Source organism: Thermococcus sp. (assembly GCF_027066465.1).
Classification (GTDB): domain Archaea; phylum Methanobacteriota_B; class Thermococci; order Thermococcales; family Thermococcaceae; genus Thermococcus.
In genome coordinates this window covers 1-13,839 of record NZ_JAMONU010000068.1, presented here as the reverse complement: position 1 = coordinate 13,839, position 13,839 = coordinate 1, and the positions used below count along the sequence as shown (strand labels likewise).

13 protein-coding genes and 3 tRNA genes are annotated in these 13,839 nt (G+C 55.6%); 5 read left to right on the top strand and 11 right to left on the bottom strand.

The genetic code is table 11. The features are described 5' to 3' along the window. The coding region (locus MVK46_RS03070; protein WP_297535188.1) for a hypothetical protein at window positions 1-556 on the top strand (556 nt) is incomplete at its 5' end. Window position 557: 1 nt separating this feature from the next. Further along, window positions 558-1,331 carry an MBL fold metallo-hydrolase gene (locus MVK46_RS03065; protein WP_297535187.1) on the top strand — a complete coding sequence of 258 codons (774 nt, stop codon included), beginning with the start codon at window positions 558-560 and terminating at the stop codon, window positions 1,329-1,331. Here the strand turns inward: MVK46_RS03065 and MVK46_RS03060 are convergent. The 3 genes from MVK46_RS03060 to serK form a co-directional block, all read right to left on the bottom strand. Continuing rightward, window positions 1,319-1,984 (bottom strand): HAD family hydrolase, encoded by a 666-nt coding sequence (locus tag MVK46_RS03060; protein ID WP_297535186.1) that lies wholly within the window; start codon window positions 1,982-1,984, stop codon window positions 1,319-1,321. The genes MVK46_RS03065 and MVK46_RS03060 overlap by 13 nt on opposite strands. 43 nt (window positions 1,985-2,027) lie before the next feature. Then, on the bottom strand, window positions 2,028-2,468 hold the full coding sequence (locus tag MVK46_RS03055; protein WP_297535185.1) for a DUF835 domain-containing protein: 441 nt from the start codon (window positions 2,466-2,468) through the stop codon (window positions 2,028-2,030). A 150-nt stretch (window positions 2,469-2,618) separates the two neighbouring features. Further along, a complete protein-coding gene (serK, locus tag MVK46_RS03050; RefSeq protein ID WP_297535184.1) occupies window positions 2,619-3,347 on the bottom strand; it encodes an L-serine kinase SerK in 729 nt (242 codons plus the stop codon). Window positions 3,348-3,515: 168 nt separating this feature from the next. Here serK and MVK46_RS03045 point away from each other — a divergent pair, with 168 nt between their 5' ends. Further along, window positions 3,516-4,664 carry a DUF763 domain-containing protein gene (locus tag MVK46_RS03045; protein ID WP_297535183.1) on the top strand — a complete coding sequence of 383 codons (1,149 nt, stop codon included), beginning with the start codon at window positions 3,516-3,518 and terminating at the stop codon, window positions 4,662-4,664. 5 nt (window positions 4,665-4,669) lie between these two features. Here MVK46_RS03045 and MVK46_RS03040 read toward each other — a convergent pair. Beyond that, a tRNA-Leu gene (locus tag MVK46_RS03040) sits at window positions 4,670-4,757 on the bottom strand. A 109-nt stretch (window positions 4,758-4,866) separates the two neighbouring features. On the opposite strand from MVK46_RS03040, the gene MVK46_RS03035 reads away from it, so the two are divergent. Next, window positions 4,867-4,944 (top strand) — tRNA-Lys (locus tag MVK46_RS03035). Between the two features lie 70 nt (window positions 4,945-5,014). Continuing rightward, window positions 5,015-6,223 (top strand): DEAD/DEAH box helicase, encoded by a 1,209-nt coding sequence (locus tag MVK46_RS03030; protein WP_297535182.1) that lies wholly within the window; start codon window positions 5,015-5,017, stop codon window positions 6,221-6,223. 73 nt (window positions 6,224-6,296) lie between these two features. Here the strand turns inward: MVK46_RS03030 and MVK46_RS03025 are convergent. The 7 genes from MVK46_RS03025 to MVK46_RS02995 all read right to left on the bottom strand — a co-directional run. Further along, a tRNA-Ser gene (locus MVK46_RS03025) sits at window positions 6,297-6,383 on the bottom strand. A gap of 16 nt (window positions 6,384-6,399) precedes the next feature. Further along, complete coding sequence (rpsJ, locus tag MVK46_RS03020; RefSeq protein WP_297535181.1) at window positions 6,400-6,708, bottom strand: 30S ribosomal protein S10; 309 nt, start codon at window positions 6,706-6,708, stop codon at window positions 6,400-6,402. Between the two features lie 39 nt (window positions 6,709-6,747). Continuing rightward, window positions 6,748-8,034: a translation elongation factor EF-1 subunit alpha gene (gene tuf / locus MVK46_RS03015; protein WP_297535180.1), complete on the bottom strand. Its 1,287-nt coding sequence runs from the start codon at window positions 8,032-8,034 to the stop codon at window positions 6,748-6,750. Between the two features lie 243 nt (window positions 8,035-8,277). Beyond that, window positions 8,278-10,476 (bottom strand): elongation factor EF-2, encoded by a 2,199-nt coding sequence (locus MVK46_RS03010; protein WP_297535179.1) that lies wholly within the window; start codon window positions 10,474-10,476, stop codon window positions 8,278-8,280. Between the two features lie 98 nt (window positions 10,477-10,574). Further along, the gene (locus MVK46_RS03005; RefSeq protein ID WP_297535178.1) at window positions 10,575-11,651 is read right to left on the bottom strand and encodes an HD domain-containing protein; all 1,077 of its coding nucleotides are present in this window, start codon (window positions 11,649-11,651) and stop codon (window positions 10,575-10,577) included. A gap of 10 nt (window positions 11,652-11,661) precedes the next feature. Further along, entirely contained in the window at window positions 11,662-12,465 is an 804-nt protein-coding gene (locus tag MVK46_RS03000; RefSeq protein ID WP_297535177.1) for a GTP cyclohydrolase IV, read from the bottom strand. 34 nt (window positions 12,466-12,499) lie between these two features. Beyond that, on the bottom strand, window positions 12,500-13,839 hold a 1,340-nt coding region (locus MVK46_RS02995; RefSeq protein WP_297535176.1), incomplete at its 5' end, for a restriction endonuclease.

The window sequence follows — 13,839 nt, the reverse complement described above, 5'->3', positions numbered from 1 at the left end:
CAACCTGACGGTTGTGATAACCCTCAGGGAATGGCAGAAACATGTTTCAGCAGACGTTAGACTTTCTTACTCCGGTAGGGGCGAGTTCTTCCTCGGGAAAACCCTGGAGATACTCGTCGAGGGGATAGCCAGGAACCTCAAGGAGCTGGCGGAGGCATCCAAGCCAATCGAGGTCGGCAAGAAGACCGAAAAGGCCATACTCGAAGTGGACTTCTCCGACCCCATGAGCGTCGCCAACTTCCTGGCAAAGGCCAAGATGGTTCACAGCGGTTTACACGTCATCCCGGAGGGAAGCTTCTTCAACGTTCTCAACGAGATTCTTGAAAAGGCGGACAGTGAGGTTCTCTACCTCTCGGGAATAACGTCCGATGGAACCAGCGGTTTCAAGGTGCTCGTCAGGGGCAGTCAGGTTCTGGCCGTTGAGTTAAGGAACGGAAGTGATGTTAAGACCCTCAAGGTCGAGGGAGAGGATGGTGTTAGGGAGGTCGTTGAGCTTCTTTCAAGAGTTTCCGGGGCCTACATGGTGAATGCGTGGGTTCCGGCTGGAGGTGCTTGAGATGATTAGGAACATGAACAGCTATCCGCTCTACGACGACGGTAGCCACAAGGTTTACTGGCTTGGGATTGAGGAAAGCGAGGACGAGAAGGGAATACTGACCAATCAGTACCTCGTCATTGACGGAAACGAGGGCGCGCTTATAGAGCCAGGCGGGTTCTTCGTGTTCTCCCGCGTGCTCAAGAACGTCTCCTCCCTGATTCCCCCAACGCAGATTAAGTACCTCATGTATTCGCACCAGGACCCCGACGTAGTTGCGGGCCTAAACCTCTGGTTCGAGTACGCACCGCTGGCGAAGGTCGTTATCTCGGAGCTGTGGGTGCGCTTCATTCCGCATCTGGCAGTAATGAGCGCTGGCAGAACCGTCGGAATCCCTGATAAGGGTGCCGAGTTCAAACTTGGAAACTCGACCATAAGGGCAGTTCCAGCCCACTACCTCCACAGCCCTGGTAACTTCGCCTTCTACGACGAGAAGAGCGGAATCCTGTTCAGCTCGGACATTGGAGCGGCGGCTTTCTCGAAGGATGAGTGGTACCTCTTCGTTGAGGACTTCGACGAGCACACAAAGCACATGGAGGGCTTCCACAAGAGGTATATGAGCTCAACGAAGGCCCTTAGGGCATGGGTCCGTTCTGTGAGAAAGCTTAAACCCAAGATGATAGCGTCGCAGCACGGGGCGATATTCAGGGACGAGGACGTTGGCAGGTTCCTTGACTGGCTCGATTCGCTTGAGGTTGGAATTGACGCCTTTGAAAAGGAATTCTACGGGGACTGAACCCTCAGCTTTTTTACAAGCTCAAGCAACTCCCACAGGTTCTCGACGTAGTAGTCCGCCCCTTCAACCCTGCCGAAGCGGATGACGTTGACGACCTTGGCCCCGGCTCGATGACCGGCGAGAACATCGTGAGCGCTGTCCCCCACGACGAGAACTTCATCGGGCTTCAGGTTGAGCGCCTTAAGGGCCTTCTTTATCAGATAGGGACTCGGCTTCACCCCGTCTATGTTTGAGTAGTCCTTACCAACGACAACGTCGAAGTAATCGAGCAGGTTGAAGAGATTTAAAACGAACTCCGTGTTCTCCTGGGAGGCGTTGCTGACGGCCCCCAGCTTTAGGCCCATCTCCTTAAGCGCTCTAAGGACCTCGACGTCGCTGAACGCCTTAATTTTCCCTCCCTCAGCGAGCTTCTTCCGGTATTCGTGGTTTACCCTGTCGATTATCTTCCACATCTCAACAGGGTCTATACCGAGCTTCCGCACGTAGCTTCTCGGGAGTTCCCCGCTCACAGTTTTCCTGTAGGTTTCGTAGTCGATGTTAATTCCCGCCTTTTCGAGCGCCGGTCTAACCCACTCCTCAAACCACTTCCTGTGGTCGTAGCCCTCGTAGTAAACGAGCGTCTCGTCGACGTCGAAAAGAATACCTTTGAGCATTCAGCCGTCACCGGAGAAGATACATGAAGAGGATATAAAACGTTTAGTCTTCGAGCCTTTTAAGGAGGGCGAACTCGCGGGGGTCCCACGCGAGGGGGTCGGTAACGAGATAAACCCTCCCACCCGTTAAAATAGCGTAGTCCCTAACGTTGTGGAGGAACTTGAGAAGCGCCCTGAAGCCGTTGTGAAGGGCCAGGTATTCGGGGCAGGCTATTACTATCGCGGTGTCCGGGTCGTTTTTGAGAACCCGGACTATACCGTCTATTATCCTGTGCAGCTCCCTTGGGCCGAAGAACCCCTTAACGGTGCTCACGATGACCAGCTTCCAGCCGGGTTTTACGAGCGTTCCGGCACGGCCTATTACGATTGCCTTCCTCTCCTGAATCTCGTCTAAAGAGCGAACTATCCGAAAGTGCTTCTGACGCTCGCGCTCAAGCGTCTGAGTTGCGAACAGTGGAATTATTGCCCCGAACACCATGCCCATCATCTCTAATTTAGGGTGACATCGTTTATATTCTTTTTTTGCATATGGGTGTGTAGGTGCATCCCTCTGCCAAGACCGATGTCATCACGCATCAGCCGGTTGATCCTTCGTCATCGGGCACATAAAAATCGAAAAGGAGCTTAAAAAGCTTTAGAACAGCTCCTCGAGCTTGACGTCAATCTTGTCCGGGTTGAAGGGAAGGACGTGCCTAGTCGTCTTCGGTGAGAATACCTCTCCGCGCTTGACGAGCTCCATGACGTCCTCCTTGGTCGGGGCCTTCCTGATGAAGACGTAGTCAATCTCGCCCTTGGCCATGTCCTCCCTCGCGTCCTCCTTGAGGCCGTAGTAGATTAGCTCTATCCTGCCCTCCTGGTTCATCTCGTCGAGGACCCTGCTGACTATCTTCTGCTCCTCCAGCGAGCCGGGGATTATAAAGCTCTTCTCGCCGACTATGGCAAAGGCAACCTCACCGCGCTCGGCCTTCTCCTCGGCCTCGGGGTCTTCGATGACTTCCAGACCCTCCTTCTTGAGCCTCTCGATGACCTCGTTGAGGTCGCCCTTGAAGGCCGGATACCAGGTGTAGACCTTGACGTCGTCGCTGAAGTAGTCGAGTATAACCGAGGGAGCGCGCTTGGCACCGAGCTTCTGAAGGCCGGCCCAGCGGTGGTGGCCGTCAACGATTAGGTACTCGTCCGTTCCCGGAATCTTCGCAAGGAGCATCGGCTTCCAGAATATACCCGAGCCCGTAACGCTCTCGATGAAGTCCTCAAGCTCCTTCTGAACGAGCTGTTCGTGGGGCTTCATCTTGTCAAGCTCGATAAAAACGTAGTCAACCTTAACGGTCGGTATATCGTACTTCGGCACCTTTTCAACTCCCATCTTTAACCCTCCATGAGCCTAAAACCTGCAGACGGATATCGAATCGGGGGATAAAAAGGCTTTCCATTCACAGGGCAAGACCTTTTCGAGAATCCACCGGCTTTTGAGTCCTTTTTTTGAAAGTTTTAAGGAAAAAGCGTTAATACTTGGAACTCCAACGGAACCATGATGCGCAACGTTGCCGAGCTTCCCCTTCACGGTGGACGCGTTCCCCCATGGCTGGCGGTGAGGATGAAGAAACTGAGCACCCTAGTCCTCAAGCTCCTCGTCGAGGAGTACGGAACGATTGGCCTCCTCGAGAGGCTCTCCGACCCGGTCTGGTTCCAGGCCCTCAACAACGTAATAGGAATGGACTGGGACTCCTCTGGCTCAACCACCGTTACAACTGGAATCATCAAGGAGGTCCTCTGGAGGGAAGAGCTTGGAGTCAAAGCCGCGGGAGGGAAAGGCCGGAGAAGCAGGAAGACCCCCGAAGAGCTTCGGGAAATCACAAAGCTCTACGACCTTGATGCCGAAGAGTACATCAGGGCTTCCCGGCTCGTTGCGAAGGTTGACAGCGTTGCCCTCCAGAGCGGCTACAAACTCTACCACCACGTCTTTTTTGTGGACGAGGAGGGAAACTGGGCGGTTGTTCAGCAGGGGATGAACGAGGTGAAAAGGGTCGCGAGGAGGTACCACTGGTTCAACCCCGACGACTTCACCGTTGAGCCGCACAAGGCAATCTCGGGCTTCAGGGAGGGGCTGGCTCTCAACACCGTTTCAAAGGAGTCTCTGGAGTACCAGAAAACCCTAATCGACGTTGTTCTCGACAGCCCGAGTTCCATAGAGAGGGAGCTGAAAACACTCAAGGCGGTTTCGCTTGGCTACAGGCCCCTCGTTTACTACAAGCCGCGGGACATCAACGAGAGGGCCCTCCTCAGAAAATACGAGAGCCTGGGTAGGCTGGAGCTGAACAGAAAGGCCCTTGAGTTCGCCAGAGAAGTCAGGGTCTCCAACTACGAGGAGTTTCTGCTGATAAAGGGACTTGGACCCGGAACCCTGAGGGCGCTCTCACTCGTCCTGGAGCTCGTTTACGACGTTCACCCAAGCTGGAAGGACCCCGTTACCCACAGGATAGACCCCTTTAAGTTCAGCTACGCCGTCGGCGGAAAGGACAGGGTGCCTTTTCCCGTTGAGAGGAAAACGTACGATGAGCTGATTTCCTTCCTCGAAAGACTAGTCGAGAAGAACCCAGAAGAAAGGGCGCTCGTGAGAAACGTTACGAGAATAACGCGGGATTGGAAGTTTCCCGAGGAGGAGAAGAAACCAACGCCGTAGTTCTCTGGTGCGGGGGCGGGGATTTGAACCCCGGAACCCCTACGGGACGGGACCCTCAATCCCGCGCCTTTGACCAGGCTCGGCAACCCCCGCGCCGCCAAATATAGGGCAGAGGCACACTTTATAAATTTTTCTGTGGTTTCCGAAGGGGAATTTACCGAAAAGCTTATAAACCAACCCCGCCTCTATGGTTTCGGGTTGTGGGCCGGTAGCTTAGCCTGGTTAGAGCGGCGGACTCTTAATCCGCAGGTCGGGGGTTCAAATCCCCCCCGGCCCGCCAAAACGCGTTTCTCCTCGGCGCGTTCTGAGAAGGAGCGCGTTTGAGATTTCAGCTTAAGGAGACTTTGAAAATGAGTTTTAGGGAGCTTGGATTATCGAAGGCCTCAGTAGAGGCCGTTGAAAGGAAGGGTTTCTCGGAACCCACAGACGTTCAGAGGGAGGTAATACCCCTCATCCTCGACGGAAGGAGCGACGTGATAGGACAGTCCAAAACCGGAAGCGGAAAGACTGCCGCTTTCGGCCTGCCAATCCTCGACCTGATTGACGAAAGCAGGAAAGAAGTTCAGACGCTCGTTCTAACGCCCACCAGGGAGCTGGCGATACAGGTAAGCGAGGAGCTTCGCTCACTGCGCGGAAGGAGGAAGATAGACATCTACGCAATCTACGGGGGCCAGCCGATAGGACCCCAAATAAGGGCGCTTAAGAAAGCCCAAATCGTAGTTGGAACGCCCGGCAGGGTGCTCGACCACATAGGACGCGGAACGCTCAGGCTCGACTCGCTCCGCTTCTTCGTCCTCGACGAGGCCGACAGAATGCTTGACATGGGCTTTCAGGAGGACATCGAGGCCATCTTTAGGGCCACTCCGAGGGAAAAGCGCGTGATGATGTTCTCGGCGACGATGCCGATGGACGTTCTGTTGCTCGCCAAGAAGTACATGAAGAAGCCCGAGGTCGTCATAGTGAGCAGGGATGAGATAGTTCCTGGGGAAGTCGAGCAGGAGTTCGTGGAGGTCTCCCCCGCGAGGAGGTATGAGGTCCTGAAGAGAATTCTGAATGGCGGTTTCTACGGGATAGTCTTCTGCCAGACGAAGGTGGAAACGCGGGAGCTGGCGGAGAGGCTCAGGAGGGACGGTTTTAGGGCCGAAGCCCTGAACGGGGACATGAGCCAGCCGGCGCGCGAGAGAACTTTTGGAAGGTTCAAGCGCGGAAAAACTGAAGTTCTCGTGGCCACTGACGTTGCCGCCAGGGGCATCGACGTCCCCGAGATAAGCCACGTTGTCAACTACTCAATTCCAATGAACACCGAACAGTACATCCACAGGATTGGAAGGACGGGGAGAATGGGAAGAAAGGGTAAGGCCGTAACGCTTCTGGCACCGGACGAGGTGGGCCGCTTCAGGAGCATCGTGAGGAGAACAGGGGTCAAGGTCAGAAGGTCTGAGCTCAGTGAAGAGCTTCCCAGGGAGTACAGGGAGATGATGAGAAGGGAAACGCTCGAAAGCGAATACAGGAGAAGGTGGAGCAAACAACGGCCGAGACAGAGACGGAGGCGCTACTGAGTGCTTCACATGCCTTTTCTACTTTTAAATTCTAAACGTGGAGCGGTAAAACAGTTCTGCACAAAAGTTTGTTTGGCGCCGGGGCAGGGATTTGAACCCTGGCGGGCAAGCGCCCACGGACTCTCCAGGCCCGCGCCTTCCCAGGCTAGGCTACCCCGGCGCATAAATGAGAGGAATCAAGAGATTAGCTCAATTTCGATGGTAACGTCTTCAGGAACGCGGATGCGCATAATCTGGCGCATGGCCCTCTCATCGGCCTCGATGTCAACGAGCCTCTTGTGAACGCGAAGCTCCCAGCGGTCAAAGGTAGCCGAGCCTTCCCCGTCGGGGCTCTTCCTGGTGGTTATCCTTATCCTCTTGGTCGGAAGCGGTATTGGACCGCTCATTCTAACGCCAGTCCTTTCGGCAATCTGCTTAATCTGCTCTGTAACTTCGTTGAGGGCCTTGATGTTGGTGCTCGCAAGCTTAATCCTTGCCTTCTGCATTTTCTTCCCTCCTAAAGGTTAAGGAAAGAAGGAAGGCCTTCACTCGGCCTTCTGGATGGAGATAACCATACCGGCGGCGACGGTCTGACCCATGTCACGGATAGCGAACCTGCCGAGCTGCGGAATCTCCTTGACCGGCTCGATGACCATGGCCTTGGTCGGCCTGAGGATGACGATTGCTGAGTCACCGGTCTTGATGAACTGCGGGTTCTCCTCAATTACGTTACCTGTCCTCGGGTCGAGCTTGGCGAGTATCTGCTCGAACCTGACGGCGACCTGGGTGGTGTGGGCGTGAAGGACCGGGGTGTAGCCAACGGTTATTGCGGTCGGGTGGTTGAGGACGATTATCTGGGCCTTGAAGGTGTCCTTCGGCCTGACGACGGTCGGCGGCTTGTCGGTGTGTCCGGCAACGTCACCGCGCTTTATGTCGTTCTTACCAACGCCACGGACGTTGAATCCGATGTTGTCGCCCGGATATGCCTCCTGGAGGGGCTCGTGGTGCATCTCGATGGACTTGACCTCACCCTGAATGGGCTTGTGGAAGATTGTTGAAGCCGGCTCGAAGATGACGACGTCACCGACTCTGAGCACACCGGTCTCGACACGGCCGACCGGAACGGTACCGACACCCTTGATTGAGTAGACGTCCTGAATCGGTATCCTGAGCGGCTTGTCAACCGGCTTCGGCGGCTCGGGTATCTGGTCGAGGGCCTCGATGAGGGTCGGGCCGTTGTACCAGGGCATCTTGTCGCTCCTCTTGACGACGTTGTCACCGTTCCAAGCGCTGATCGGGATGACCGGGAAGTTCTTGTAGCCGAGCATCTTGAGGAGCTTCTCAACCTGGGCCTTAACCTTCTCGAAGACCTTCTGGTCGTAGTTGACCATGTCCATCTTGTTGATGGCGACGATTATGTGGTTGATACCGAGGGTCCTAGCAAGGAATGCGTGCTCCTTGGTCTGGGGCATGACACCGTCGGTGGCGGCGACGACGAGAACCGCCGCGTCGGCCTGGCTGGCACCGGTAATCATGTTCTTAACGAAGTCCCTGTGTCCCGGAGCGTCGATGATGGTGATGTACCTGTGCGGGGTCTCAAACTTGGTGTGGGCGACGTCGATGGTAATACCCCTCTCACGCTCCTCCTTGAGCCTGTCCATGACCCAGGCGAACTTGAAGGACTTACCCTTCTCACCCATCTCCTCGAACTTCTTGATAATCTGCTCCGGAATGTTCTGGGTGTCGAAGAGCAGCCTTCCGATGGTGGTGCTCTTTCCGTGGTCTACGTGGCCTATAAAGACGATGTTAACGTGCGGCTTCTCCTTTGGCATTTTCTAACACCTCCATATTTTGGTCTAGTCCCATTGACTAGGACGGCTTTTTAAATCTTTCGAACCTCGGCCCCCTCGGGCGGGAAACCCGCCTTGGACAAGGGGACCTCATGAGTTCCGACCCTAACTTGCGGGGCGGGTTTAAAAAGTTAACTAATGGCTTACGAACGGAAATCCGTTAAAAAAGAAGGTCCACATCAAAAGGCTGGCAAATCGAAGAGAGGTAGAAGAAAAATTCAAAAATCACTGCTGCGGGCAGACGTCCTTCTCGGTTGGCGGGTTCGGGTCGAGGCCCTTCCTCTGGCGTATCTGCCTGATTATCTGCTGGGCCAGCTCGTTCGGAACCTTCTTGAATCCTGCATGCTCGGTGCTCCACAGCGCTCTGCCGCTGGTGGCTCCACGGATGGCTCCGGCGAATCCGAACATCTCTGCAACCGGCGCCTCGGCGATGATAATCATGACCTCGCCTTCCTGGCGCATGTCGATGAGCTGACCGCGCCTCTGGTTGATTTCCCTGCTGACGGCACCCATATACTCGTAGGGAACGTTGATGATGACCTTCTGGTAGGGCTCGTAGAGGACCGGGCCGGCCTTCATCATGGCGCAGTGGATGGCCGTCCTTATGGCCGGGTAAATCTGGGCCGGACCGCGGTGGACGTTGTCCTCGTGTATCTTGGCATCGTGGAGCCTGACGATGACCTTCATGACGGGCTCCTTAGCCAGCGGTCCCTCGTCCATCGCCATGTGGAATCCGTCAACCAGGAGGTCCATAACCTCGTTGAGGTACTGGATACCCTTGGTGTTGTCGAAGAACATGTTGCCGTTGTAGACGTCGACGATGCCCTTGGCCATCTCGTAGTCCATGCCGAGCTCCGCCAACTTCTTGGCGACCTCCTTCGGGTCCTTCGGTCTGCCCTCTGGGATGATACCCTCCTTAATAGCCTGGTAAATCTCATCGGGCATCGGCTCGACGGTGATGTAGAACCTGTTGTGCTTGTTCGGCGACTTTCCTTCGACTATCGGACTGGGCTTGCTTATGCTCTCGCGGTAGACGACTATCGGCGGGGAAACGTCGACGTCAATCTTCCAGTCCTCCTTGAGCTTGACGAGCTTGACCTCAAGGTGGAGCTCACCCATACCGCTGAGGAGGTGCTGGCCGGTCTCCTCGTCAATCTTGACGTGGAGCGTTGGGTCCTCCTTGGCGAGCTGTCTCAAAGCCTCGATGAGCCTCGGGAGGTCCTTGACGTTCTTGGCCTCAATGGCAACGGTAACGACCGGCTCGCTGACGTAGTGGAGTGCCTCAAACGGCTCGATGGGTTCTTCAGCAACGGTCTCACCGGCCATAGCGTCGCGCAGACCCGTGACGGCAACGATGTTTCCAGCGGGAACGGCGTCCATGTTAATCCTCTCGGGACCCATGTAGATGCCCACCTGCTGGATTCTCGCTTTTCTCTTGCTGTTGATGAGGTAGACCTCCTTGCCGCTCTTGACCGTTCCGCTCCAGACACGGCCGGTGGCGACCTCTCCAGCGTGCTTGTCGATGATTATCTTGGTGACGACCATGACCATCTTGCCCTTCGGGTCACACTTGAGCATGGCCTGGCCAATCTCGCTGTTGATATCGCCCTGCCAGAGGTGAGGAATCCTGTACTTCTGAGCCTCGAGCGGGTTCGGGAGGTGCCTGACGACCATATCGAGGACGACGACGTGGAGCGGTGCCTTCTTCTTGAGGGTCTTGAGGTCCCCGCTGTTGGTAAGCTCAACGATGTCCTTGAATGTAACGCCTGTTTTCTTCATGTACGGAACGCTGAGAGCCCAGTTGTAGTAAGCCGAACCGAAGGCAACGCTACCGTCCTCGACCTTAACTAGCCACTGGTTCTTGAACTCTTCAGGAGCATAGCGCTTGATGAGCCTGTTGACGTCGGTTATTATTTTGGCAAAGCGGTTGAGTATCTCGTTCGGGCCAAGCTTGAGCTCCTTGATGAGACGGTCAACCTTGTTGATGAAGAGAACTGGTTTAACGTACTCGCGAAGGGCCTGTCTGAGAACCGTTTCGGTCTGGGGCATAACTCCCTCGACGGCGTCCACAACGATAATCGCACCGTCAATTGCACGCATTGCCCTCGTAACGTCACCGCCGAAGTCAACGTGACCCGGCGTGTCAATCAAGTTGATAAGGTACTCCTGCCCCTCGTACTCGTGAACCATCGAAACGTTCGCCGCGTTGATTGTGATTCCCCTCGCCTGCTCCTGCTCGTCGAAGTCGAGGACGAGCTGCTTTCCTGCCAGCTCCTCGCTAATCATTCCGGCACCAGCGAGCAGATTATCGCTGAGCGTTGTCTTACCATGGTCAATGTGAGCGGCGATACCCATGTTCCTGATTCTCTCAGGCTGGGTCATAAGCTCCTTAATCTTCGCAATCATCTCTTCCCTTCTTCCCATAACGCACCACCTTTGGATGAGCTTGTCGGCTTAACTTAAAAGGTCCGGTTATAAAGCTTTTCCCGGTTGGAAAATGGCCGCGTTCTTCAGTCCTTAAACTACTTAAGGTTTTTGGATACGAACGCCCTGACCTCATTGAGGACGTCCCCTCTCGCGTAGACCCCCCACCACCAGTAGCTTTCCTTGACCTTTACAAGGGCTTCTACAAGGGGAGAAACTTCGCTGAGTCTTTTAACTTCTCCCCCAAGCCTGACGAAGGCGTTCCTCTCTTCAAAGCGGGGCTTTGAAGGATAGTCGAGGAGCGCGAGGTGGCCGAACTCGTTTTCAAGCTCAATCTTCAGCTCCTCAAGCTCTTCACCGTCCAGCTCCTCACCGCTCCAGATGACGCGCTTGTACAGCCTTCTGGTCTCGATTGCACCGATTAGCTCCCGAACCTCAGGCTTTTCACTCCCCCTCAGCCTTGCAATCAGGTCAACCTCGTCCATGAGACGAACGTCCCTCGGAGAAATTCCCTCAAGTTCAGCGGCCTTGCAGAGCATCGCGCTCGCTATTCTAACGGTGTGGTGCTGATAAACCGTCGGGTACATCATGCTCCTCGCAAGGAGAAGGTTCTGGCCCGCCATTATCCCCTTCTCCTCGAGCACCAGTCTCTCCCCGTCCCAGCGAAGGTTTCTGACGAGCCTCTCAAGGTCAACTATTCCGTAGGCGACGCCGGTGTAGTAGGCATCGCGCACGAGGTAGTCCATCCTGTCCGAGTCTATGTCCCCGCTGACGAGGGGATGACTGAGGAGCCTGCGCAATTCACTGAGTGAGAACCTCTCCTTCAGAACGTCGCCGATTTCGCCGTGTCGTATCAGCCACCGAGTGTTTTCTTCGTGCCTCGGGAAAAGGCACTCCAGGGTGTGGCTGAACGGGTAGTGCCCGAGGTCGTGGAGCAGGGCCGCGTAAACGACCCCCTCATCTATCTCAGGATTCCTCCCCCGAATGAGCCTCGCTATGTGAAAGGTTCCGAGGGAGTGCTCGAAGCGCGTGTGTCTGGCCGAGGGGTAAACGAGGAAAGCCAAGCCGAGCTGGGTAATCCTCCTGAGCCTCTGGAACTCCGGCGTGTCAACCAGCTTTACCGCGAAGTCGTCCAGCTCTATTCCACCGTGCACCGGGTCGTGGACGAGCTTCATATTAATCGCCTTAGCTCCACGTCTCGGCTATGACGTCGTGCTTGTGTATGCTCTCGTTGCTGATTACGCGCACGTGAATTTTCCCCTTGAACCTCTCCCTCGCCTTTGCAAATATTTCCCTGGCAACGTCCTCCACGAACTTCGGGTTTCTGTACATCCCCTGCACGACGGCGTTCTCGTCAACCGTCTTCAGGAGCGTGTAGGTTGGATGACTGAACGAGCTTTCAACGACGTCAATCATGTCCTCCAGCGCTATCTCCTCGTCGAAGGCCGTTCTAACTTCAAGCTCACCGATGGCGCGCTGTATGTGGGTCTTTCCGTTGTTGTTTGCCATCGCGTGCGGACAGGCTGTGTTTCCAATAACCCTGACGCGGAGAACCTTCTCAAAGGTGCCGTCCTCGTTCTTTATGACGCCGACCTCTACGTCGTAGGGTTCGTAGCTCGTTTTTCCGCTCGCCGGCGTTTCCCTGGGGATTATCAGATGGGTCCTAATCCAGACCTCAGCGCGCCTGTGCGGGTGCTTGCTCTCAAGACGCCTTATGACGGCCCTTCCAAGCTCCTCAAGCGAGCTGTGGGCTTCCATGACCTCCTCTTCCACCGCTTCGCTCATTGCCTCGGTTATGCTCTCCACGAGACGGCTCATGTGGATTCCCTTTTTCTCTGCCGGAACGTCTATCGTGACTTCAAAGAGCGGGAGGAACGTGTAGACCTTCCCCTTCCAGTTGATTTTCGCTACGCTCCTGAGGTTGGTTATGCCGACGCGCCTTAGGGGCTCCCTGATTTCGGGGACTTCCTCCTGAGTTTCAATCGTCATGTCTCTCACCCGTGAGGCTTTAGCCGGTTCCCTTTTAAAGCTCACCGCAGAAGCCGAGCAGGAAATCTCTCAATCCCTCCCTCACATCATCGCCTAGTCTCACCGCCCCGAGGGTTATCTCCACGTCCTTCCCGATTCTGGATAGCTCATAGCCCAGTACGGCGAATTTAGTGCCGTCAAAGAACCTCAGCACGTCCCTCCTGTCGGCCTCGAAGAGGTCGGGAATCCAGCTGTTGTACCTGCCTTCCAGCCGGGGATAGACGAGTATGACACCCCCGTTGATGAGTTTGGCGTAGGCGTAGGCCTGATAAAGCTCTGAGCTTTTGCGGACGAGCTTCCTGACCGACCGGCCCTCGTTGTGGAGGTAGACGTAGAGGTTGCGGTACTTGGCGTCCACCGCGCATACGCCCTTTGCCGTCCTCACGACCACGTCCGGGAGAGGGTTTCCGACCATGAATATTGCGCCCCTCTTCATTTCGTAGTCTCTGGCGTTCCTTATCAGGTGTGGAAGGCTCTCCTGAGCCCTAACCTCGGCCTCCCCTGCTAGGGCGGTTCTTATGGTGTGATACACCAGACTCTCGAAGAGCATGTCCATGCTTATGAATATTCCGGGGAGAACCTTCGTGAATGTGCCTATTCCCTGGAATCCAGATATTATCGCCTCGGCGAGGTTGAAGACCGTTCTAAACCTCTCGTTCAGGTGGTTGAACGTCACCCTCGAGCTGTCCCCGCACATGGGGAGACTGACGCCCTCGAAGGCTCCCATCAGGACTCCGCCGATTTTTCGGGTTGTCTTCCAGCGGGAGGTCGTCACAACTATCTCAAGGGCCCTCTTCAGGATTCTGTTGAGGGGGTTGTCCTCGAGCATCACCGAGTACCTGACCGGGACTTCCTGCTTCCAGGGGGGCTTCCTGGCCATTCTGCTCATCAGGATTCTGCCCCTCAGCACCTTCGAGTTCTCCTCAATCTCCCCGTACTCGAGGTACGGCCCCTCCCCCAGGGCTCTGGCGAGGAGGAGAACGTACATGCTCTTGAAGAGCTCGTCTATGTCCCCGCTCCTGCTGTACTCCTCGGCGAGGGTACTGATTTCTTCGAACCCTATCCTCATTCCCCCGGCGAGGTTGAGGAGCTGAAGGAAGAACTGGACGGAACGCCTGTCGTCGGGGTCGGTTCTGAAGGGTTTTGGGAGGACCTGGAAGGTTATCCTCTTTCTTCCCTTCAGGCAGTACGCGAATCCCACGCTTCCGTGGGCGCGCAGGTAGTGTTCCCTGTTCTTGTGCGAGTATTCAAGGCTGAACACCCTCTGCTCCCCGCCGTGAATCGAGTTGATGACCTCCACGAAGTGCGATAGCTCCTGATACGACAGGTCCACCC